Consider the following 22462-nt stretch of genomic DNA (forward strand, 5'->3'; position numbering starts at 1 on the left):
GCCAAGCCGGGCAAGGCGCCGCGCGTCGCGCGAAGAATCAGGCGAAACCCACCGCCCTATTGCGCCCTTCGCGCTTGGCCGTATAAAGCGCCGCGTCGGCCTCGTTGATGAGCGCCTCGTACGACGACGTCACGCCGGTCCGCGCGAGCGCCGCCCCGACGCTCGCCGTGACCGGCACGCGCGCGCCCTGCACGTCGATGGGCGTCTCGCCGATCGCGCACCGCACTTTCTCCGCGACGATCATCGCGTCCTCAAAATTCGTACAGGGCAGCAGCAGCGCGAATTCCTCGCCGCCGAAGCGCCCGAACACATCCTGCACGCGCACGCTCTTAGCCACCCGCTCGGCCATCACGCGCAAAACCGTATCGCCGACGAGGTGGCCGAGGTCGTCGTTGATGCGCTTGAAGTGGTCGAGATCGAAGAGCAGCATCGACAGTTCGCCGCCGTAGCGCTGCCATCGCGAAAATTCGTCGCGCAGGCGCAATTCGAAGTAGCGCCGGTTCGCGATGCCGGTCAGACCATCGCGGTCCGCGAATTCCTGCAGCTTCGCCACCGCTTCGTCGCGGGCGCGCTGCATCATGCTCGCGTGCGTCGCGTCGCAAATCGTCACGCAGACGGCGCGCACCTCGCGCTCGAGCATGAGCGGCATGAAGGTGCAGTCCTGCTGCATGAAATCGACGCCACCGGTAATCGGCCGGTCGTGATCGAACTTGAAGAGATAGGGGCGCTGCTCCCACGAGCTGAACGCGAAACTGCCGAGCTGGAATACGCTCTCGACCTTGCGCGTGAACCACACGCGCGGCAGCTCCGGAAAGCTCGCGAAGATGGATTTGCCGATCACCTGTTCGGCCGTCCTGCCGCTGTGGTCCTGCATGAACCGGTTCCACATCAGCACGTTCAAGTCGCGATCGAGCACGAAAATGCCGAAACCCACGCGCTCGATCACGAGTTCGGAAAGCGCGTGGCGCAGTTCGTCCATGCTCACGATGGCGTCCCGTTCAGAGGCTCGACAGAAGCGCGTCGAGCGCTTCGTTCAGATGCGCGATGGCGTCTTCGGCCATCAGCATCACGAGATGCGCGCGGAAGCTGTGGTCTTCTAGCGCGAAATTCACTTCAAGCAAAAGCGCGGTCTTCCACGCGAGCATCGCGGGCTGGAAGACCTCGTCGAGCCCGATTTCCGAGCCGAGCATGCCCGGCGGCGAAAAGATCGGCGAGCGTCCGAGTCGATCGAGGATGCACGACACGCACGCGCCCATCAGCACGGTCGCGACGTCGAAGACGAGCTCGGTGCGGGTCGTCGCCTCGTAGGTGGATTTCGTGTACGGATCGTCGACGAGCGCGCACAGCTGATCGACGCTGCCGCTCTTGCACAGCACGATCGCCTCGCCCTTGATGTCGGAACGAAAGCCCTGTCGGACGGCCGTCACGGTATCGGTGATGCCGGTCATCTCGGCGAGCGCCGCGGACGCCTCGGCCACGCTCACCACGCGCACGCGCGGCACGGACAGCTCGATGAACGTGCCGAGCAGCTTCGAGAGCCGCGTCGCGGCCTGGCCCATCGCCATGTTGGCGACTTCCTGCAGCGCGTCGCGCTGATCTTCGTTCAGGGCGGATTCATTCATGGAGTCCGTACTCCTTCAAAACGGGACGCAGCGCTTCGGGGGTCACCGGCTTCGGCAGAAATGCGATCGCACCGAGCGCACGCACGCGTTCCTGGGCCATCGGCTGCACGTCGGCGGACACGACGATCACGAACGTGTTCAGGTCCTCGTGCTGCAAGGCGTCGAGCACCTGATAGCCCGTCATGTCGGGCATCGTGAGATCGAGGAACATCACGGAGGCGCGGCCCGCCCGGTAATGTTCGAGCGCCTCGCGCCCGTTGGTCGCGTAGGAGATCTCGACGTCCCACTCCGGGGGCAGCGCGCGCGTCAGCACCTTGCGCGCGAGCAGGGAATCATCGGCAATGACAATCGGCAACGGCATGGTCGGCAGGATCTTTTAGGCTGTTTTGGGGCTGAGGACGGTCGTGTCGACGGACACGGCAGGCTCTCGTATGTGATTACGGCATCCGCGCGGCGATCTTTATGGCGATCTTCACGGCAGAACCGGCGCGAGCCCTTTCGCCCGGCGGGAATGCGGGTGCTGTCGGAGATGCAGTTCGGCGGCGATCAGCCAGGCGCGACGCCCGCGGACGAAGGCGCGCCATCCCGCGGGCGAGCGCTGAACGATCGGCGTGCGCACAGCGCGCGATGCAGGTTGGCTCTCGATCGGCGTCATGTCGACTGCCCCGTGCGTGGTCCGAAAGAGGTTTCCGGACCGTGGCCTTCTTCTCCTCGTTCGGTCGCGTTGCCTGGCCGGACGGGCCGGACAAGCGGTACTTCTCCCCGGCGCGCGCCGCGAGGCTGCTTGTGTCCTCCGGCCGACGCTCTCTGAGCGGCGTATCAGGTCGGAGGATTGCATTGTCTGACTATCAGAATGTCAAAGCAACTCGCCAGAGCTCGAAGCGAGAATTAATCAGACAAAAACTGCCGACAAACAGGTACATTTCTCTCGATGCCTTCTGCTGTGATAGGTTGTCATACTTTTGTGTACGTTTGCGCTTCCGATAATCTCGCTAACTTCGCGGCGCGACCGAAGGTTTCCTCCACGTCGCTCGCGCGGCATAACCCATCGACCGGCATGCTTCGTGCGTCCTACCTGTGGTTGCACCGTTCAGGCCCGACTAGCCCCGCGCGCCCGCCGGCCACGGCCGCCACACGGCGCGGGCTTCGAGTAAGTTTTCCAATTCGCTGCCAAAAATGACGCTGCAACGTGAGGAGACCGACGCCGAACCTGCCGCGGAATCTTGGCAGGAAGAACCGCCGTTTCCGGTGGTTCCGGAGCGCAACTTCGCCGCGCAGCGCCTCACGCTCTACGCACTCCTCGTCCCCGCGATCGTACTGCCGTGCGTGTACGTCGCGGTCACCGCCTTCACCGATTACCACGCGCGCGTCGCGGATGCCTCCGACATCGTCGCGCGCAATGCCCGCGTCGCCGAGGAGCACGCGCTCAAGGTCTTCGATCTGAACGTGACGCTCAACGAGCGCATCGTCGATCTGCTCGACGATCTCGACACCGCCGCCATCCGCCGTGAGAGCCAGACGATTCACCAGCGTCTGAAGACGATGAGCAACAGTTATCAGCAGGTCGCGGCGGCTTCGGTGTTCGGTTCCGACGGCAAGCTGCTCGCGACGAGCCGCACCTGGCCGACGCCCGATGTCTCCGTCGCGGATCGCGACGACTTCGGCGGCTTGCGCGCCGGTCAGCAGATCGAGCAGATTTCCCGCGTGATGGTCGGCCGGGTCGCCGGCGAGCAGGTGTTCAACACGGCGGTCGCGCGACGCACCGCGTCGGGCAAGTTCGACGGCATCGTGTCGATTGCGCTGCGGCCCGCGTACTTCGGCGCGTTCTATCGCGAGCTCATCGGCGACAACCCTAGCGTCTCGCTCGGCCTGTCGCGCTCGGACGGCGAAGTGCTCGCCTGGTATCCGCCGCGCCCGCCCCAGCGCATGGCGCTCGCCGCCAGCTCGCCGCTGCGCGAGGCATACGCCGCGGGGCGCAGGAGCGGCGTCGTGAACATGGTGTCCGGGCTCGACAATCAATTGAAGATCGTCGCGTTCCGGCGCGTCGGCACGTATCCGGTCTACGTGTCGAGCGGCTATCCGATCGCGACGATCTGGTCCGCCTGGTGGAAGCATCTGAGCGTGCTCGCGCTCTCGATCTTCGCGCCGTGCATCGTGCTGTGGGGCGTGATCGCGCAGTCGTTGCGGCGGCTCGCGACCGAGGAAGAAGCGTGGGAGCGCTGGCAGGCCGAGACGTCGATGCGCCGCTCGATCGAATCCGCGTACCGCCAGGCCCGCAAGATGGAAGCGCTCGGCAATCTCGTCGGCAGCGTGGCGCACGACTTCAACAATCTGCTGATGATCGTGTCGACCAACGTGCAGATCGCGCGGCGGCGCGGCGCGCCCGGTCTCGACGCCGAGCTGACGGCGATGGAACGCGCGTTGAAGAGCGGCCAGTCGTTGACGCGGCAGTTGCTCGGCGTCGCACGCAAGCAGCCGTTGAGAAGCGAAGTCATCGCCATCGGCAAATGGGTGCCGGCGGGACGCGAGCTGCTGCGTGCGTCGCTCGGCGCGAAGGTCGCACTGAACGTCGAGGTCGCGCCGGACCTGTGGGCGATCCGCGTCGATCCGGCGGAACTGGAGCTTGCGCTCATCAACGTCGCGGTGAACGCGCGCGACGCGATGCCCAACGGGGGCACCTTCACCGTGCGCGCCGACAACGTGCGCTTTCGCCACGAGGACGGCTTTCCGATCACCGGTGAATTCGTGCAGATCATGCTGGAGGACAACGGCTTCGGCATGAGTTCCGACGTGCTCGGGCGCGCGTTCGAACCGCTCTTCACGACCAAGCCGAAAGGCATGGGCACGGGCCTCGGCCTGCCGCAAGTATTTGCGTTCTGCGAGCGCGCGGGCGGACTTGCGACCATCGACAGCGCGACCGGCGCGGGCACGGCCGTGCGCCTGTATCTACCGCGCGCGGCGGCGGGCGCGCCGGGGGCGTCGGTGGCGCAAGAGAAGGCCGCGGCGACGGACGCGGAAGGCTTGCGCGTGCTGCTCGTCGAAGACAACGAGGAAGTCGCCGCAGGCACCGAGGCGCTGCTTACGATGATGGGCCACCACGTCACCTACGTCTTCAATGCCGATACCGCCGCCACCGTGCTCGAAGCCGCGCGCGCCGACGCCGCCACGGACTTCCCGTTCGATGTCGTGCTATCCGACATCCACATGCCGGGGCATATGAACGGCATCGATCTCGCCGAGATGTTGCAGCGCTTCGAGCCGCGCATTCCGGTGATTCTCGTCACCGGCTATGCGGAAGAGCTCGACCGCGCACGGCAGGTCGGCGCACGCGTACTGTCGAAGCCATTCGATATCGCGCTGCTCGATTCGCTCCTGCGCGCAATTCGCGAGCGCGCGGACGGCGCCGCCGCGACGACGCCCGATGCGCCCGCCGCGCGTTCCGTCGATCGTTGAATCGCGCGCAACACGATCGACTTTTGCACGCACGTTTGTAAAAGCGCCGCCATCCTTTCCCGCGTTCTCCTGCGCGCGCCGGTTCGCGCGCCCGGCACGCGAGTTGCGTAAATGCCTCCATGTCCGGCGACGCCGTCGCCGATTTTTCGGAATCCGCCCACCGCAGGAGGCATACATGCGACACACCGTGATCGGAGTTTTTGATACCTACGCGCAAGCCGAGGACGCACGCTCGGCCCTGATCGCCGCCGGCTTCCCGCGCGCGGATATCGAGTTGCAGGCCAATCCCAAGCGCGACGACGCCGCCGCGCCATCCGAGATGCCCGACGCCGTCACGCATCAGGAGCCGGGCATGCTCGCGAACATCGAGCGCTTCTTCAGCATGCTCTTCGGCGGGCGAGACCAGCCGCCTGAAGTCGCGCATTATTCGGAGGCCGTGCGGCGCGGCGCAATCCTCGTCGCCGTCGATACACCGAGCGTCGAGCAGGCCGACATCGCGCGCGCGACGCTGAGCGACCAAGGCGCGATCGATATCGACGAACGCGCCGCGAGCTGGACGACGCTCGAACACGGCACGACCGACATACCCGCCACGGCCGCCGACGATCGCGATCATTCGGTGCTCGACGAGCTCGGCCTCGGACGCGGCAGCGCCGTCCCGGGACGCGAGCCGGTGAACGATCCGGACATGTCGCCGATGCGCGCGCGCGCCTATCCGCGTTCGGATGTCGGCGATCCGGCCGCGGTGACGCCGCGCGATTATGTCAGCGATCCCGCCGACGATCCGCTGATGCCGCGCGGCGGCGTGCAATCACAGTCGCAATCTCAATCGATGATGAGCGAAGCCGGGCGCACCGCAAACGATCCGCTCGCCGGACGCGATCCGGTGACGGGCCGCGATCCGTACGCAACGACCGGCATCGATCCACTCGCCGATCCGCTCGCCGGCACGCCCGCCGATCCGCTCGCGGCGCGCGACGAACTCTCGGGCGAATCGCTATCGGAACGGGATGCGCTTGCCGGCCGCGATCCGCTGCGCACGACGGGCGCCGCCCCGTCGGAACGTGACCCGCTGCCTGGCGTGCGCACGGACATGGCTTCCGAATGGCGATCGGTCGAGCCGCTCGGACCGCTCGACGAACCGGCTGCGCCGTATCAGGGCGGTGCGGAGCGCGTGGCGGCATCGTCGACTGATCCGTTGGCAGGTCCGGCAACGGTCCCCAACGAGTACATGGAGTACGAGGAGGACTTCCGCGCCGATTACCAATCCAAGTATTCGGCGACGGGCGAGCCGTATGAGGACTATCAGGGCGCGTATCGCTACGGCGCGACGCTCGGCAACGACGATCGCTTCCGCAGCCGCGCGTGGGACGATCAGATGGAATACGAGACGCGCCGCGACTGGGAAAGCAAGCATCCCGAAGGCGATACGTGGGAACGCTTCAAGGCCGCCATCCGTCATGGATGGGATCGTGTGACGGGACAGCATCACATCTAAGTCTTACGTCAGGCTGCGGTAAAACGAATACGGCCCGCTCGGCGGGCCGTATTCGCATCGGCCAATGGCGAGCGTTCAGGCCGCCCGATCGCGCACCCACGCAGCGTATTTGTCCATGAAAGTCTGCAAATACTTGCGCGTGTCCTCGCTCACGATGTTGCCGCTCGCGTCGATGCGCTTCTCGTCGTGCTTGATGTACATCTCCGGCTGGTTCATCAGCACGATGTCCAGATACGCGCACACGCCGCGCAGATGCGATTGCGCGATCGCCGTGCCGATCGCCCCGACCGAAGTCCCGATGATCGCTCCCGGCTTTCCGCCCCAGACGCTGTGCCCCCACGGACGCGACGCCCAGTCGAGCGCGTTCTTCAACACGCCCGGGATCGAGCGGTTGTACTCCGGCGTGACGATCAGCAAGCCGTTCGCATCGGCGATCTTTTGCTTGAACGCGCGCGCCACTTCGGGAAAGTCGCTGTCGTAATCCTGGCTATAAAGCGGCAGCGTACCGATGTCGAGAAACTCGAAGGAAAAATCGCTCGGCGCAAGCGACACGAGCGCATGCGCGAGCTGCTTGTTGAACGAATCCCGCCGCAGACTACCGACGACCACCGCAATCTTCAAGGCCATGACATCTTCCCCGTGAAAGGATGAATAAGTGGATGAACGGTCCGGACAACGCCGTCATCGAACGACACGAGTGCACATGATAAGGCGCATCGCCGGGGTCGGCGTCTTGATCGATTGACCATACGTAGTGGACTATTTTTGCGACGAATTGAGCAATCTACCTTGCACCGCGACCCCGCGCGGTTCTCGATGAGCTATCCCCATGGTTATCCACAGAAACTGTGGATAAGTTGAGAGTAACGTCCATTACGTTTAGTTTTTGGTTCATAAACGAAACATGCCGCTCGTCCAGCGCCTTTTTGAGAGCGGCCTGAGCAGCACTTTGCGATCGAAGGACAGCATTCATCCAGTCTCGACAACAATGTGTTGGCTCAATCGATATTTTTGTCCAATAGGAATCCTCCTAGACTGCACTTCAAGCGTCGGGGTCGACGCACACGCATCCAGGAGGCTTCAAATGAAAAAGACGTTGATCGGCGGTCTGGTCTTGACTGCCCTGCTCGCCACCGCGCCCGCTTTCGCTCAGTCGGCATCGGTGTCCAAGTCGCGCGCCGAGGTGAAGGCGGAACTCGCGAGCGCACGTCGTGCGGGCGATCTCGACGCCGTCAATTCGCTGAGCTATCCGCAGTTGCGTCCGTATCAGGAGCGGCATGCGCAACTTCGCGCCGACGCCCGCGACGGCAGCGTCACGCGTTAAGCGGCAGCGTTTCGAAGAATCAGAGGAAGCAGTCTGAACTGGCCCTCCTCCACCGTCGAACAGAAGGTGGTTACGCCCGGTGCGGTACGCCGGGCGTTTTTTGCGCGCTCAAAGCAACAGAGTCAGACAGAGCGTGACCGTGACGAGCGAAACCACCGTCGAGAAGAGAATCGCGCTCGACGTCACCCCGCCCTCGCGTCGATAGAACTCGGCGAGCATGAATGGACCGGTGCCGGTCGGAAGCGCGCTCAGAATCACGGCGCTCTTCGCCCACAGCGGCGGCAAGCTGAACACATGGAACGCCAGCCACCAGGTCAGAAGCGGCTGCGCGACGAGCTTGAGCGTCACGAGCGCGCTCGTCGTACCGATGGCGCGCGCCTCGCCTTTCGCGCCGAGGAAAAGACCGAGCGCAACGAGTGCGCAAGGACTCGCCGCGCCGCCCAGCAACTTGAGCAGCGCTTCGGCGCCTTGGGGCACATGCGCGCCCGCGCCGCTCAGCAACGCGCCCGCGACCGGCGCGATCAGCAACGGATTCTTCGCCAGCGACTTCGCCACATGCCCGAGCGTTGCGGCGATGTGCTTCTCGCTTTGCAGTCCGAGTTCGATCAGCACGATCGCCACGGCGAACAGCACGCAGACGGTGAGAATCGTCGCGATCACGGCCGGCGCGAGACTCTCCTTGCCGAACGCAAGCAGACAAAGCGGCAAGCCGACGAAACCGGTATTCGGATATGCGGCATTCAATCCGTCGATGCTAGCGTCGGCGAGATGACGCGACTGCATCAGCCGCACGGTGAGCGTCAGCAGAAAGATCACCGCCGAGCCGATACCGAACGCAGCGATGAACGCAGGCTGGTCGAGCATGCTCCACGGCGTCTCCGCCATGATGTCGAAGAGCAGCGCGGGCAACGCAAGATAGACGACGAAGCGATTCAGTTCCGAGGCGGCGCCCGGCCCGAGCTTGTTCAGCTTGCGGCAGGCGTAGCCCGCGAAGATGAGACCGAAGACCGGCAGGATGATGGTGACGAGTGGAGTGAGCAGCGAAGGCAGTGACGTGAAAGCGTGATGCAAGGAAACCGACGTAGGCATGGCGCGGCTGCGTTGGATAAAGAGCGAGAGGATACTCCCGGACCCAATAGGTGAGAGGTTTCGGGAATACCGCGACGGTGAGCCGATCACTCGATGCATGACTCACTCTTCAGCGGTTCATAGGGAACGCGAAGCATTCTTCGATCTCACTTACTCTGTCAAATGAACCGTGCAAGCCATTGTTCCTTAACGTAATCGACTTTCAGGCGCGTTACGGCACGTTGCGTTGAGCGTACCGGTGCCGGATGCACGCAAACGGCAATGAAGCGGCATGCGTCGGTACAGGTGAGGTGATTCGGGAGCTCGTCGAACGTCGTATCGGCCAAGCGCGGCCACTAAATAAAACGCAATCAAGACAGCCACTTGCGCCTCACGCCGATTTAGCGCGCGTCGTCGTTCAGGCTTGAAGGTGAGGAAATTCGGGAGACACGCGCCTACGGAACGAAGCTTGCTGCTCCGTCTGCCTTCGCACTTATCACTCAACCAGGCAACATGAAAATCGGAAGACCATGGGCATACGGCGCTGCGGCGCTGGCTTTGATCGGCGGCATCGTCACGTTGGCGGCGTGCGCATCGAACGGGGCGCGCAAGAGCGGCAACGACGACGTTCCCGAGCCGTCGAAGGCCGTCGATCTCGACCGCTATCTCGGCCACTGGCACGAGTTCGCGCGCTACGAGAATCGCTTCGAACGCAATTGCGAAGCCGTCACGGCGAATTACGCGCGTCGCGAGGACGGGCTCGTTTCCGTCGTCAATGCGTGCAGGCAAGGCGGCGTGAACGGTCCGTACCGGTCGGCGGAAGGACGCGCGAAGATCGTCCCGGGATCGAACGGGACGAAGTTGAAGGTGTCGTTCTTCGGCCCGTTCTATGTCGGCGATTACTGGATTCTGGATCACGCCGACGACTACACGTGGTCCATCGTCGGCGAGCCGACCGGGCGTTATCTGTGGATCCTGACGCGCGAGGCAAAGCCGTCAGCCGAGTTGCGCCGCTCACTGATCGAGCGCACGCGCGCGCTCGGTTATGACGTCACGATGCTGCGCGAGACGCAGCAAGGCTGATCGATCAGCCGCCCTTGCAGGCAATCAACAACGCGTTCTGATTGTTCTCGGTGGACTGCCCGAGCACGTCGTAGCCGCTCGGACAGAGCGCCTTCGCGTTGTCGGTGCAGTTGCGCCAGCCGCTGTATGTGGGGCATTGAATCTGCTGCGTCGGGCGGCCATCGGCGGAAAAAAGCGGCGGCGCGCTGCTGCATCCGGCAAGCGCCCACGCGCCACCCGCAAGCATGGCTGAAAGACCGACCGCCCTGCCGAATTTCTTCCCGCGTTCCATGCCCTACCCCTTTGATTCTTGGTCGTTATTTTCGATTTGCGGAGTATGCCACGCGAAGCTTTCGCGGCGATTTGGCTGTTCGCGAAAGCGCGTCAGACGGCGATCCCGAGCGCCGCGATCTTCTTGTACAACGTCGCCCGCCCGATGCCGATTTTTTCCGCCGCATCCGCCACGCGCCCGCCGCTCGCGCGCAACGCATCGGAGAGAAAGCGCCGTTCGAAATCGGCCATCGCGTCCGCATAGGACACGCTCGGCGGATCGCCGGCTTCCCGCTCCGACGGCTCCGCTTGCGCCGCGATCGCGACGCGCCCCGCGTCGATGAACGCACTCAGCGCGCGGGCGTCGATATGCTCGGTCTCCGACAGCATCAGCGCGCGCTCGAGCGTATTGCGCAGCTCGCGGACATTGCCCGGCCACGAATACGCCTCGAGCAGGCGCAGTCCGTCGTTGTGCAGCACGAAGTGGCCGCCGTGCCCCGGTCGCGTATCGGCGGACAGATCTTCGAGAATCGCGTAGGCGAGCGCCTCGATATCGCCGAGCCGGTCGCGCAAAGGCGGCGCGTGAATCGTGAGCACGTTCAGGCGATAGAACAGGTCCGCGCGAAACCGCCCCGCCGCGACGAGCGCGGGCAGATCGGCGGAAGTCGCCGCGATGATGCGCACATCCGCGCGCACGATGCGATTCGAGCCGAGCGGCTCGAACTCCTTGTCCTGCAACACGCGCAGAAGCTTTCCCTGCAACGGCAGCGGCATGTCGCCGATCTCGTCGAGAAAGAGCGTGCCGCCGTCGGCGAGCTCGAATTTGCCGACGCGGCCCTTCCTCTCCGCGCCGGTGTACGCGCCCGCCGCGGCGCCGAAGAATTCGACTTCGAGCAGCGTGTCCGGAATCGCTGCGACGTTGACCGTCACGAGCGGCTTGCCGGCGCGTGTAGACGCCCCGTGGATCGAATGCGCGAGCAGTTCCTTGCCGGTGCCGGTTTCGCCGAGCAGGAGCACCGGCGAATCCACGAGCGCCGCCCGCCGCGCCTGGCGCTTCACTTCGAGACTGACCGGACTCGTGCCGACGAAACTCGAAAACGTGTACTTCGCGCGCCGCGCCTGCGCGAGCGACTGGCGCGTGGCGATGAGTTCCTGCTGCACGCGCGAGTAGTGCGCAAAGAGCGGCGTGAGCGCCTTCATCTCGTCGAACAGCGCGAAACCGATTCCGCCGATGATCGCGCCCGACTCGTCCCTAAGCGGCAGACGCGTGACGACGAGCGGCTCGCGGTCCGTTTCCAGCACGTCCAGCAAAATCGGCTTGCCGGTCGCGACGACTTCGCGCATCAGGCTGTTCGGAATCACCGCTTCGCAGTCGAGGCCGATCGCGTCGAGCGGATCGTCGAAGCCGAAACGCGCCGCGTAGCGCTTGTTGATCCACACGACGCGCGCATCCGCATCGACGATGAAAGTGCCTTCGCTCAGATTCTCGAATGTCTTGAAAAGCGACTCCATCGCGCGGCGCATCACGTCGCTGTAATCCAGGGGCACGTTGATCCAGTCGTTGCGCATGGCGCCCAAAGTCTCCGTTTTCTCCGTATCGAGACAAATATCTCAATTGGGAGACGCGCCTGCTATCCGCATCTGTACTAGTCTTGACAAGTTGGGCGGGCGCGCGCGGCGCTCAGAATGTCTCGGTTTTGAGACATCAAGCTGGATTGCTGCGATGACATGCTCGCCCGATGCCCGCCGCGGCCGAATGCCCGCCAGTTGGCACGAAACCTGCATGCTGCCCGCGCGGTGCGTTATCGACGCGCCGGTAGCGCGTCCAGAAGACACGCGTACAACGTTGCAAAGAACAACCATTCATGGAGACTAAATGTCGTTCATCATCGTGCTCGCCGCCCTGGCGTTCCTGATGCTCGCCGCCTATCGCGGCTACAGCGTCATTCTTTTCGCCCCGATCGCGGCGCTCGCGGCCGTCCTTCTAACCGATCCCGCGGCCGTCGCGCCCGTTTTCTCCGGCATCTTCATGGAGAAGATGGTCGGCTTCGTGAAGCTCTATTTCCCGGTGTTCCTGCTCGGCGCGGTGTTCGGCAAGGTCATCGAGTTGTCGGGCTTTTCCGAGTCGATCGTCGCGGCCGCGATTCGCTACATCGGCAAGTCGCGTGTGAATGCGGTGATCGTCGCGGTGTGCGCGCTGCTCACTTATGGCGGCGTGTCGCTGTTCGTCGTCGTGTTCGCGGTGTACCCGTTCGCGGCGGAGATGTATCGCCAGAGCAATATTCCGAAGCGCCTGATGCCGGGCGCGATCGCGCTGGGCGCGTTCTCTTTCACGATGGATTCGCTGCCGGGCACGCCGCAGATCCAGAACATCATCCCGACGACGTTCTTCAAGACGACCGGCTGGGCCGCGCCGTGGCTCGGCGTGATCGGCTCGCTGTTCATCATCGTGGTCGGTTTGACGTTCCTCGAATGGCGCCGCCGCTCGGCGATGGCCAAGGGCGAGGGCTACGGCACGTCGCTCGTGAACGAGCCGGAGCGCGTGGAATCGACGTCGCTGCCGAATCCGCTGCTCGCGATCGCGCCGCTGATTCTCGTGGGCGTCGCGAATTTCGCGCTGACCAAGTGGATTCCGACCTGGTACGGCGCGAGTTATACCGTGCCGCCGGAAGTGCTGCCGGGCGTGCATGCGCCTGTGACCACGGCGGTCAAAACCGTCGTGGCGATCTGGGCGGTCGAAGGCGCGCTGTTGCTGGGAATCGTGCTCGTTTTGCTGACGGCGTTCTCGCGCGTGAAGGAGCGGTTCGCGGTGGGTACGCGCGCGGCGGTCGCGGGTGCGTTGCTCGCGGCGATGAACACGGCTTCCGAATATGGCTTCGGCGGTGTGATCGCGGCTTTGCCGGGCTTTCTCGTGGTCAGCGATGCGCTGAAGAGCATTCCGAATCCGCTCGTCAATGCGGCTATTTCCGTGAGCTCGCTCGCGGGGATCACGGGCTCCGCGTCGGGCGGAATGAGTATCGCGCTTGCCGCGATGTCGGATACGTTTATCGCCGGGGCGCAGGCGGCGCATATTCCGCTTGAGGTGCTGCATCGGGTGGTTGCTATGGCCTCCGGCGGGATGGATACGCTGCCGCATAACGGCGCCGTCATTACGCTGCTCGCGGTGACCGGGCTTACGCATCGGCAGTCGTATCGGGATATTTTTGCTGTGACGGTTATTAAGACGCTTGCTGTGTTTTTTGTTATTGCTGTGTATTACTTGACGGGGATTGTTTGAGGTTTTGGTCGGGGCGGTGTCGGTGGGCTTGTTTTCGCGGAATCTTGATTTCGTGTCGGTCTGTCGGCTCTGCCGCCCCGTACAGGGGCAAAGCTAATAAACCAACACCAATACGGGATCCGGCAACAACCTGAACCGTCTGGCTATTCCAACCCAACGATGCAAAGGCCTTAAACCTCAACTCGGAAAGGAAAAAACACATGACCCAACCAGCATCGAACAAACCCCTCGCAGGAAAGACAGCCTTGGTCACCGGCTCGACGAGCGGCATCGGCCTCGCCATCGCCACCGCACTCGCGCGAGCAGGCGCAAATCTGGTGCTCAACGGCTTCGGCGATATCGAAAACGCCGTAAAGCAAATCGAAGCGACGGGCACGAAAGCCGTCCACCATCCCGCCGACATGACCAAGCCCGGAGAAATCGAGTCGATGATCGCATTCGCGAACGACACATTCGGCGCCGTCGACGTCCTCGTGAACAACGCGGGCATCCAGCATGTCGCGACCATCGACGAATTTCCGGTCGATCGCTGGGACGCGATCATCGCCATCAATCTGAGCTCGGCCTTCCACACGATGCGCGTCGCGCTGCCGCAGATGCGCGCGCGCAACTGGGGCCGCGTGATCAACATCGCGTCGGTGCATGGGCTCGTCGGCTCGGCGGGCAAGTCGGCTTATGTCGCCGCCAAGCACGGCATTCTCGGGCTGACGAAAGTCGCCGCGCTCGAAAACGCCCGCACCGGCGTGACCGTCAACGCGATCTGCCCGGGCTTCGTGCTCACGCCGCTCGTGCAGAAGCAGATCGACGATCTCGCCGCGCGCGACTCGCTCACGCCCGATGCGGCCCGCGCGAAGCTGCTCGGCGACAAGCAGCCGTCGGCGCAGTTCGTGACCGCGCAGCAAATCGGCGACATGGCGGTGTTTCTCTGCTCCGACGCCGCGAGCGAGATGCGCGGCTCGGCGCTGCAGATCGACGGGGGATGGAGCGCGCAGTAAGTGCCCCCTATCGGCGACATTCCGCCACACTTGAGCGTTTCACTCGGAATCCCCTAAAGAACGTGGGGGTTCTGGCCGTTATGTCCTTGTAATCAGGCGCGCGCCGCCCTCCGAAAGCGGCGCGTGAATCGGAAGAAGCAAGGACATCATGCGCAACAACCAGCCCGTCACCCAGCAAGCGTTCGAATTCCCCGCCTCGGAGATGCTCGTCTCCGCGACCGATCTCTCCGGTAACATCCAGTACTGCAATCCGGCGTTCGTGTCGGTGTCCGGCTTCTCGCGCGAGGAACTGATCGGCCAGCCGCACAACATCATCCGTCATCCCGACATGCCGCGCGAAGCCTTCGCCGATCTCTGGGCGACGGTCCGCGCCGGCCGCTCGTGGACCGCGCTCGTCAAGAATCGCCGCAAGAACGGCGATCACTATTGGGTGCGCGCCAACGTCACGCCGGTAATGGAGCACGGCAAGGTCGTCGGCTATCTCTCCGTGCGCGTGAAGCCGACGCACGAGGAAGTGCGCGACGCCACCGCACTATACGCACAGATCAAGGCGGGCAACGCATCGCACAAGCTCGTGCGCGGCGCGCTCGTGAAGCACGGCATCGCCGGCAAGCTCGCGGCGATCGCGAACATGCCGGTCAGCGCGCGTCTGGGCGCGGCCTTCGCGGCCGTGCCCGTCAGCATGTCGATCGCGGCGCTCGCCGGCTGGCGCGGCGCGCCGCCGCTGCCCTTCTGGATCGCATTGGGCGTGAGCGCGGCGGCGAGCTTCGCGGGCTGGCTCGCGCTTTCGCGTCAGGTGGAAGCGCCCGTGCGCACGATGTCCGGCTTCGCCGCGCGCATGGCAGCGGGCGATCTGACCGTCGACATGCCCGATGCCCGCCACGACGATCTCGGCGACGTGCAGCGCGCGCTCGGCCAGCTGAAGGCGAATCTCGCGGCGATCGTCTTCGACGTGCGCGGGCAGATCGGCGGCGTGCTCGACGCCGCCAACGAGATTTCGAGCGGCAACACGGACCTGTCGCGCCGCACGGAAATGCAGGCGGCGTCGCTGGAACAGACCGCCGCGACGATGGATCAGCTGACCACCACGGTGCAAGGCAACGCCGACGCCACCGTGCGCGCCCTCGAACTCGTACGGGAAGCGCAAGCCGCGGCGGACGACGGCGGGCGCATCGCGAGTCAGGTCGAGCGGACGATGGCGGGCATCACGGCGGCGTCGCGGCGCATCGCGGACATCACCGATGTCATCGACGGCATCGCGTTCCAGACCAACATCCTCGCGCTCAACGCGGCCGTCGAGGCGGCGCGCGCGGGCGAGGCGGGCCGCTCGTTCGCGGTCGTCGCGACCGAAGTGCGCAACCTGGCGCAGCGCTGCGCGGCATCGGCGAAGGAAATCGAAGGCGTGGTGGCGACGAGCGTCGCGCAGATCGAGGAAGGCACGAACCTCGTCACGCGCACGACGAGCCAGATGCGCGCCATCGACGAAGCGGTAAACCGCGTGTCGACGATCATCATGGAAGTCGCGAAGGCGAGCGGCGAGCAGGCCGAAGGCATCGCGCAGGTGAATCAGGCGGTCGCGCATCTCGACGACTCGACCCAGCAGAACGCCGCACTCGTCGAGCAGGCGGCGGCCACCGCGCAGCGTCTCGCGGAACGCGCCGTGGTCCTCGACGAAGCCGTGCGGCTCTTCACGGTCGCGAAAGCTTGAGATCGGGCAGCGTCGAAAGGCGCGTCGCTTGGTACTATCGGGACATTGCCAACGAGGAGTGTGTCCGATGACCGCTGAGAACAATCGCGCGGAAGAAGCGCGAGCGATGGAACGTATCGTCAACGCGACGCGTCAGGTTCAGTCCGCGTTCCTGGCGCTGCAAACGCATTTTCCGCCCGAAGGCGACGGCCGCCCGTCGCAGATGGCGCTGCAGACGTTCGATGCCGCGCTCCAGGAACTCGAAGACGCGCAAGCCGCCTTCGACACCATGCTCAACGATCTCTTCGACGGCAACCGGTAAGCGCACCGCGCCTTTTTCGCGCTTAGGCGCTTACGCGTTGCGCAGTTCCGGCACGTCCTCGCCCGGGCCGCTCAACGCGGCCTCGCTGCTCGTGTCGCCGTCGCCGAGGCCCGCCCACGGCACGCCGTCGTTGGACTGGCGGCGCGCGGCCGCCACGCATGCCTCGACCAGTTCCCGGAACGACACCGCCGCCGAACTCGTGCGCACGAGCACTTCGCCCTGCAGCGGGCTTTCTGGGAACACCAGCCCGACGATCAGCTCGGCCGACGACGCGCGTTGATGCAGGCGTCGCAGCAGATTGCGCAGATACGGCGGCGACTCGGCCGCATCGAACGACACGACGCAAATGATCGTCACACCCGAGAGATCGACTTCGCCGAAACGTCCGCGCGAAAAGCGCTCGTAGCCCGCGAGATCCGCGTACAGCCCGTGTTTGCGAAAAAGCTGCACGGCGATAGTCGCCGCGAGATCGTCCAGCTCGCTTCTCCCCGCGATGCACAGCACCGACGCCGTGTGGCCTTCCTTCTCCGCGTCGAAGCGCGCGGGCGGCGTTTCGTGCGGTTGGCCGGTATCGGGAGAATCGAGGCTCGCGGGCAACTCTTCCTTCGGCTCGACGGTCACCGCGATATCTTCGGCGTCTTCCAGTCCTTCGATGATGTCGAGCGCGGATTCGTTGATGCGCCTGAGCTGATCCGCCGTCACGACGCCGCGCAGCACGTCGTTGTGGGCGTAGCGCAGGCCTTGCAGCGCGACTTCGTCGTAATACGCGATCAGCGAGCGCTCCTTGAGCAGCGTCTCGGCCTGCACCAGCGCTTCGTCGGGATCGTTCGCGAGCAGCCGCTGATAGAAGTTCTCCGCGGGTGTGAGCGCGGGCCGGTCGCCGAACAGCACGTCGAGAAATTCGAGCCGATCGACATGGCGGCCGAGAATCACGAGACACAAGGTGAGCGGCGTCGAGAGCACGAGGCCGATCGGCCCCCAGATCCAGCTCCAGAAGATTGCCGCGACGATCACGGCGAACGGCGACAAGCCCGTGCTATGTCCGTACAGCAGCGGCTCCACGACCTGGCCCGCGAGGATATCGGTCACGCCGAACAGGACGACGGTCCACACGAGCATCGTCCAGCCGGGACCGACCGCCGCCGCGAACACGACCGCGATGATCGCCGCGATCCACGTGCCGACGTAGGGCACGAAGCGCAAGAGCGCGGCCATCACGCCGAACAGGAGCGCGCCCGGCACGCCGATGATCGCCAGCCCGATCGCGATGACAATGCCCACGCTCGCGTTGATGCCGAGCTGCGCGAGGAAATAGCGCGACAGACGCCGCGCGGCCTCGTCCATCGCCGTGGTGGCGCGATGCAGATCGCGCGAGCCGAAAAGCCGTATCAGGCGGTCGCGCAAATCCTCGCGCTGCAAAAGGATGAACACCGCAACGACGAGCACGATGCCCGTGGTTTCCAGCGGACTGATGACGGGCGACAGAAAACGCTGCGCCAATTCCAGCGGCGTCGGCGTGGGCTCGTGGACTTCGACGGGCATCGGCTGATCGATCGGCGATGCGGCCGGGTTGTCCTCGTTCTTCGGCTCCTGCTCGCGCGCGGGCGAAATCCGCTTCAGCGCACGCGATGCACGGCCGAGAAACTCGTCGGCGCGCCCGACCGTCATGCGCTGCACGTTTTCGATCTTGCGCTCGACCGCGACCTGATACTTCGGCAGATCGCTCGCGAGTTGCGCGACCTGCGCGCCGATCAACGCGCCGACGGCAGTCAGCACGGACAGCGCGATCACCACCGCGACGATCACCGACGGCACCTGGCCGAAGCGCAGCCGTCGCAGAAAATCGACGAAAGGCGCGAGCAGAAAGCTCAGCAGAATCGCGAGGATGATCGGAATCATCACCGCGCGGCCGAAGTACAGCGCGCAAATGATGACCACGCCCGTCACCAGGGACAAGAGCGCGCGCACGCCGGGCGCGTCGGGCGGCAAGATCTTCGCAGGTGGCCGGCGCGGCCCGGGTGCTTGCGGCATGGGGAATGGCTCGCTTTCGGTATGACGTCAGGCGGCGCACGGTTGTGCGGGAGCAAGCGACGGTCAAGCAAGGCGCGTGCCGTCATAGAAGCGCCCGTCGCCATTGAGGTGAGTCTATTCGGGAGGCGAGCCCGACTGCAATCGGTTCAAAGGTGAGGACATACGGGAGCAGTGCGGGACCGCGTCGTGCTCTATCGCCCTGATCGATACAATCAGTTGGATACGCGAATGTCGCGCGTGCGACATTGACTTTTCGCCGCGCTCATCGAAAAGGACATCATGGCAGTCGATTCGCCCTGCATCAGCATCTGCAAGTTCGACGAAAAAACCGGCCTGTGCATCGGCTGCCTGCGCACGAAGGACGAATGCAAGCAGTGGAAGAAGATGAAGGACAAGCATCGCGCGCGCATCATGGATGAACGGCCCAGGCGCAAGGCGAAGCTCAAGAAACACAAGAAGTAGGCATCGCGAAAGAACAAACCCTGGACTGGTTGGCGAAAGGGTGATGGCGATTTTCGGCGCGCGCCCGGACTACACTGAAGCGGACTTTGCAGAAGGAGTCAGCCATGAAAATGATGTGCGCCGCATTCGTTTTTTCATCCGCCTTTGCCGCGACATCGGCTTTCGCGCAACTGCATCCGAGCGCAGAAACCGATATGAACGCGCCGCAGAACAATACGAAGCTCATGCCGAACGCACCGCTCGGCAGTCAATATCCGACGCACGGCAACGCGCAGGCGGGCGAGCTCAATCTCAATCCGAGCGATCCGCGCGCTCAACTCGTCAACGGTCTTCCGAACAACGCGAACAGCGGCGGCTACGGCTCGCCGCTCGCGGGCAACAAGGCGAACGTGCCGCGCGGCGAATAATCCGGGCGTGAGCCACCGAAAAAAGATCGCTTTCACCATTCTCGTTTCGAGAATGGTGATTTGAAAAACGCCGCCATTCCCCTTCTCACGGCAAGTACCGATACTTGATTCACCGGACGGGACGTCTCCCGGCCGCCAACCGAATCAGGGAATCCGCCGTGAAGATCTACTACCATCCGCTGTCCGGCCATGCGCACCGCGCGCGTCTCTTTCTAAATCTGCTCGGCGTCGAGCACGAAGAAGAATTTGTCGATCTGGCGGCCGCCGCGCACAAGACGCCCGACTATCTGAAGCTGAACCGCTTCGGCCAGATTCCCGTTCTCGTCGATGGCGACGCGATCATCGCCGATTCGAACGCGATTCTCGTCTATCTTGCGAAGAAAGCCCGCAACACGGCATGGCTGCCCGACACGCCCGCCGAAGCGGCCGCCGTGCAGCGCTGGCTGTCGGTCGCGGCCGGTCAGATCGCGTTCGGCCCCGCCGCCGCGCGTCTCATCACCGTGTTCGGCGCGAAGTTCAACGCGGAGGAAGTCATCGCCCGCGCGCACAACGTGCTCAAGGTGATCGATTCGGAGTTGGCGCAGCGCGACTGGATCGCGGATATCGGCGCGACGCATCCGACCATCGCGGATATCGCGCTCTACAGCTACATCTCGAGCGCGCCCGAAGGCAATGTCGACATCTCCGGCTACACGAACGTGAACGCGTGGCTGGCGCGCGTCGAGGCGCTGCCCGGCTTCGTGCCGTTCCAAAAGACAGCCGCGGGTCTCGCGGCGTAAAGTTGGCGCGGCGGCTTCGCACTCCGCAGTTCGCGTTCCGCCGCCGCGTCCGAATCGAAGAGGCATACGATCATGTCCGCTTCCGCGCTCGCCGATGTTTCATCGGCCGTCACATCCTCACCGTGGCATCCCGGCGAAATCGCCATTCAGAAAGCCTTCGGCGTCGACGAACGCATGGACGGCGTCGGACGACGCGTCGTGCGCGATCACATGCCGGAGCAGCATCGCCGGTTCTTCGCGCAGTTGCCGTTCATCGTGGCGGGCGCGGTCGACGAGCGCGGCGATCCGTGGGCGACGCTGCTCGCCGGGAATCCCGGCTTCATGCGCACGCCGGATGCAAAAACCCTGTCGATGAGCCACGCACGCGATCCGCTCGATCCTGCCGACGCCGGCATGAACGATGGCGCGTCGATCGGCCTGCTCGGGATCGAGTTGCACACGCGCCGCCGCAACCGCATGAACGGCGTGATCCGTCGCGACGGCGCGAATGTTGAATTCGATGTGGCCGTCGAGCAGAGCTTCGGCAATTGCCCGCAGTACATCCAGCTGCGCGATTTCGAATTCGTGCGCGATCCGGCCGTGCCTTCGCCCGTGCAGCCGGTCACGTTCGATGAACTTCCGCCGCGCGCCAAGGCAATGATCACCGGCGCGGACACGTTCTTCGTCGCATCGTATTTCGATCGCGACGACGGGCATCGGCAAGTGGACGTGTCGCACCGCGGCGGCAAGCCGGGATTCGTGCGCCTCGGCGGCGACGGCGCGCTCACCATCCCGGATTTCGCGGGCAATCTCTTCTTCAACACGCTCGGCAACATTCTCGTCAACGGGCGCGCGGGCCTCGTGTTCGCCGACTTCGAGACCGGCGATCTGCTGCAACTCGCGGGCGACGCCGAGGTGCTGCTCGATTCCCCCGAAACCGCCGCGTTCCAGGGCGCGGAGCGGCTGTGGCGCTTTACGCCGCGCCGCATCGCGTATCGCGCGGGCGCGTTGCCGGTGCGGTGGAAGGCGCGCAGCGAGGGCGCATCGCCCAATTCGCTGATGACCGGCGACTGGGCGCAAGTGGCCGAGCGCCTGAAGGCGGCCTCGCTCGCGACCGTATGGCGCAATTTCCGCGTGAGCAAGATCGTCGATGAAAGCGACGCGATCCGCTCGTTCCATCTCGAACCGGCCGATGGCGCGGGCATCGTTGCCCACAAGGCCGGCCAGCATCTGCCGATCCGCATCACGCCGCCGGGGGATGCGAAACCGCTGATCCGCACGTACACGCTGTCGGTCGCGCCATCGGACGGGCGGTATCGCATCAGCGTGAAGCGTGACGGACGCGTATCCGCGCATCTGCACGACACGCTGAAAGTCGGCGACGTGATCGAAGCGCGCGCGCCCGCCGGCGACTTCACGATCGATCCGTTCGAGCAACGTCCGGCCGTGCTGATGGCGGCGGGCGTCGGCATCACGCCGATGCTCGCGATGCTGCGCCACGTGGTCTATGAAGGTTTGAGAAAGCGGCGCGTTCGTCCGGTGTGGATGATCGTGTCGGCGCATTCGCTCGCGAGCCGCGCGTTCGCGCAGGAAATCGACGCGCTCGCGCAAGCCGCGGGCGGCGCGGTGAACGTGATCCGCGTGCTGAGCGACACGAACGGCGCGCAGCTCGGGCGCGATTTCGATGCATCGGGGCGCATAGACATCGACCTGCTGACGAGCCGCCTGCCCTTCAACGACTACGACTTCTATCTGTGCGGCCCGGGCGCGTTCATGCAATCGATCTACGACGGCCTGCGCGCGCTGAATGTCTCTGACGGACGCATTCACGCGGAGGCGTTCGGTCCGTCGGCGCTCAAGCGCACGGCGGATCGCGGCGCCGACGTAAAGCCGATGCGCCCGGCCGCGACCGAGCCGGTGAAGATCGAATTCGTCAGGTCGGGCACGAGCGCGCAGTGGAAGCCCGGCAGCGGCACCTTGCTGGAACTCGCGGAAGCGAGCGGCCTGTCGCCGGAATTCAACTGCCGGGGCGGCACGTGCGGCACATGCAGAACGCCCATCGTGCAAGGCGCGGTGTCGTATGAAAGCGAGCCGGCTTTCCATGTCGGCGACGACGAAGCTTTGATCTGCTGCGCGCTGCCCGCCGCGGATGACGGCGGCAAGCTCGAACTCGAACTTTGATCGAATCGTAAAGCGGTCGTGGATTGTGCCTCGCGCGCATATCCC

The 22462-nt window shown here is 64.6% G+C and carries 21 protein-coding genes; 12 read left to right on the forward strand and 9 right to left on the reverse strand.

Translation table 11 applies throughout. From position 1 onward, the window contains the following. Window positions 1–37: 37 nt before the first annotated feature. The 4 genes from NCS28_RS21050 to NCS28_RS21065 form a co-directional block, all read right to left on the reverse strand. Window positions 38–979, reverse strand: coding sequence for a GGDEF domain-containing protein (locus tag NCS28_RS21050; protein WP_250515803.1), 942 nt, complete (start codon window positions 977–979; stop codon window positions 38–40). A gap of 19 nt (window positions 980–998) precedes the next feature. Next, on the reverse strand, window positions 999–1622 hold the full coding sequence (locus NCS28_RS21055; RefSeq protein WP_250515699.1) for a chemotaxis protein CheC: 624 nt from the start codon (window positions 1620–1622) through the stop codon (window positions 999–1001). Further along, complete coding sequence (locus NCS28_RS21060; RefSeq protein WP_250515700.1) at window positions 1615–1983, reverse strand: response regulator; 369 nt, start codon at window positions 1981–1983, stop codon at window positions 1615–1617. The genes NCS28_RS21055 and NCS28_RS21060 overlap by 8 nt, the downstream gene beginning before the upstream one ends. A 111-nt stretch (window positions 1984–2094) precedes the next feature. Beyond that, window positions 2095–2277, reverse strand: coding sequence for a hypothetical protein (locus tag NCS28_RS21065; protein WP_250515701.1), 183 nt, complete (start codon window positions 2275–2277; stop codon window positions 2095–2097). A 521-nt stretch (window positions 2278–2798) separates the two neighbouring features. Between NCS28_RS21065 and NCS28_RS21070 the strand changes: the two genes are divergently transcribed. Both NCS28_RS21070 and NCS28_RS21075 read left to right on the forward strand, forming a co-directional pair. Next, window positions 2799–5075: a hybrid sensor histidine kinase/response regulator family protein gene (locus NCS28_RS21070; RefSeq protein WP_250515702.1), complete on the forward strand. Its 2277-nt coding sequence runs from the start codon at window positions 2799–2801 to the stop codon at window positions 5073–5075. Between the two features lie 175 nt (window positions 5076–5250). Beyond that, complete coding sequence (locus NCS28_RS21075) at window positions 5251–6573, forward strand: hypothetical protein (protein ID WP_250515703.1); 1323 nt, start codon at window positions 5251–5253, stop codon at window positions 6571–6573. Between the two features lie 75 nt (window positions 6574–6648). Here NCS28_RS21075 and NCS28_RS21080 read toward each other — a convergent pair whose 3' ends face one another. Further along, on the reverse strand, window positions 6649–7200 hold the full coding sequence (locus tag NCS28_RS21080; protein ID WP_250515704.1) for an NADPH-dependent FMN reductase: 552 nt from the start codon (window positions 7198–7200) through the stop codon (window positions 6649–6651). Window positions 7201–7657: 457 nt separating this feature from the next. On the opposite strand from NCS28_RS21080, the gene NCS28_RS21085 reads away from it, so the two are divergent. Continuing rightward, complete coding sequence (locus NCS28_RS21085; RefSeq protein WP_250515705.1) at window positions 7658–7897, forward strand: DUF4148 domain-containing protein; 240 nt, start codon at window positions 7658–7660, stop codon at window positions 7895–7897. Window positions 7898–8005: 108 nt separating this feature from the next. Here the strand turns inward: NCS28_RS21085 and NCS28_RS21090 are convergent, their stop codons facing one another. Continuing rightward, window positions 8006–8986, reverse strand: a complete 981-nt coding sequence (locus NCS28_RS21090) for an AEC family transporter (protein WP_250515706.1) — start codon at window positions 8984–8986, stop codon at window positions 8006–8008. A 492-nt stretch (window positions 8987–9478) separates the two neighbouring features. Between NCS28_RS21090 and NCS28_RS21095 the strand changes: the two genes are divergently transcribed. Further along, window positions 9479–10048, forward strand: a complete 570-nt coding sequence (locus NCS28_RS21095) for a lipocalin family protein (RefSeq protein WP_250515707.1) — start codon at window positions 9479–9481, stop codon at window positions 10046–10048. A 4-nt stretch (window positions 10049–10052) separates the two neighbouring features. On the opposite strand, the gene NCS28_RS21100 is transcribed toward NCS28_RS21095, so the two are convergent. Together NCS28_RS21100 and NCS28_RS21105 are read right to left on the reverse strand one after the other, a co-directional pair. Then, window positions 10053–10319, reverse strand: a complete 267-nt coding sequence (locus tag NCS28_RS21100) for a hypothetical protein (protein ID WP_502801226.1) — start codon at window positions 10317–10319, stop codon at window positions 10053–10055. A gap of 92 nt (window positions 10320–10411) precedes the next feature. Further along, complete coding sequence (locus tag NCS28_RS21105; RefSeq protein ID WP_250515708.1) at window positions 10412–11866, reverse strand: sigma-54 interaction domain-containing protein; 1455 nt, start codon at window positions 11864–11866, stop codon at window positions 10412–10414. 307 nt (window positions 11867–12173) lie between these two features. Here NCS28_RS21105 and NCS28_RS21110 point away from each other — a divergent pair, with 307 nt between their 5' ends. The 4 genes from NCS28_RS21110 to NCS28_RS21125 all read left to right on the forward strand — a co-directional run bounded on the left by NCS28_RS21110 (window position 12174) and on the right by NCS28_RS21125 (window position 16578). Further along, entirely contained in the window at window positions 12174–13574 is a 1401-nt protein-coding gene (locus NCS28_RS21110; RefSeq protein ID WP_250515709.1) for a GntP family permease, read from the forward strand. A gap of 200 nt (window positions 13575–13774) precedes the next feature. Further along, window positions 13775–14569, forward strand: coding sequence for a 3-hydroxybutyrate dehydrogenase (locus NCS28_RS21115; protein WP_250515710.1), 795 nt, complete (start codon window positions 13775–13777; stop codon window positions 14567–14569). A gap of 148 nt (window positions 14570–14717) precedes the next feature. After that, a complete protein-coding gene (locus NCS28_RS21120; RefSeq protein ID WP_250515711.1) occupies window positions 14718–16277 on the forward strand; it encodes a methyl-accepting chemotaxis protein in 1560 nt (519 codons plus the stop codon). A gap of 67 nt (window positions 16278–16344) precedes the next feature. Beyond that, window positions 16345–16578, forward strand: coding sequence for a hypothetical protein (locus NCS28_RS21125; protein WP_250515712.1), 234 nt, complete (start codon window positions 16345–16347; stop codon window positions 16576–16578). A gap of 30 nt (window positions 16579–16608) precedes the next feature. Here the strand turns inward: NCS28_RS21125 and NCS28_RS21130 are convergent, their stop codons facing one another. Continuing rightward, window positions 16609–18609 carry an AI-2E family transporter gene (locus tag NCS28_RS21130; protein WP_250515713.1) on the reverse strand — a complete coding sequence of 667 codons (2001 nt, stop codon included), beginning with the start codon at window positions 18607–18609 and terminating at the stop codon, window positions 16609–16611. Window positions 18610–18888: 279 nt separating this feature from the next. Here NCS28_RS21130 and NCS28_RS21135 point away from each other — a divergent pair, with 279 nt between their 5' ends. The 4 genes from NCS28_RS21135 to NCS28_RS21150 all read left to right on the forward strand — a co-directional run bounded on the left by NCS28_RS21135 (window position 18889) and on the right by NCS28_RS21150 (window position 22417). Next, window positions 18889–19071: a DUF1289 domain-containing protein gene (locus NCS28_RS21135; protein ID WP_250515714.1), complete on the forward strand. Its 183-nt coding sequence runs from the start codon at window positions 18889–18891 to the stop codon at window positions 19069–19071. A 104-nt stretch (window positions 19072–19175) separates the two neighbouring features. Continuing rightward, on the forward strand, window positions 19176–19478 hold the full coding sequence (locus NCS28_RS21140) for a hypothetical protein (RefSeq protein ID WP_250515715.1): 303 nt from the start codon (window positions 19176–19178) through the stop codon (window positions 19476–19478). Between the two features lie 158 nt (window positions 19479–19636). Next, window positions 19637–20257, forward strand: a complete 621-nt coding sequence (locus tag NCS28_RS21145) for a glutathione S-transferase family protein (protein WP_250515716.1) — start codon at window positions 19637–19639, stop codon at window positions 20255–20257. A 72-nt stretch (window positions 20258–20329) separates the two neighbouring features. Beyond that, complete coding sequence (locus tag NCS28_RS21150) at window positions 20330–22417, forward strand: 2Fe-2S iron-sulfur cluster-binding protein (RefSeq protein WP_250515717.1); 2088 nt, start codon at window positions 20330–20332, stop codon at window positions 22415–22417. Window positions 22418–22462: the final 45 nt, after the last annotated feature.

It is taken from the genome of Caballeronia sp. INDeC2 (genome assembly GCF_023631325.1).
Taxonomy (GTDB): Bacteria; Pseudomonadota; Gammaproteobacteria; order Burkholderiales; family Burkholderiaceae; genus Caballeronia.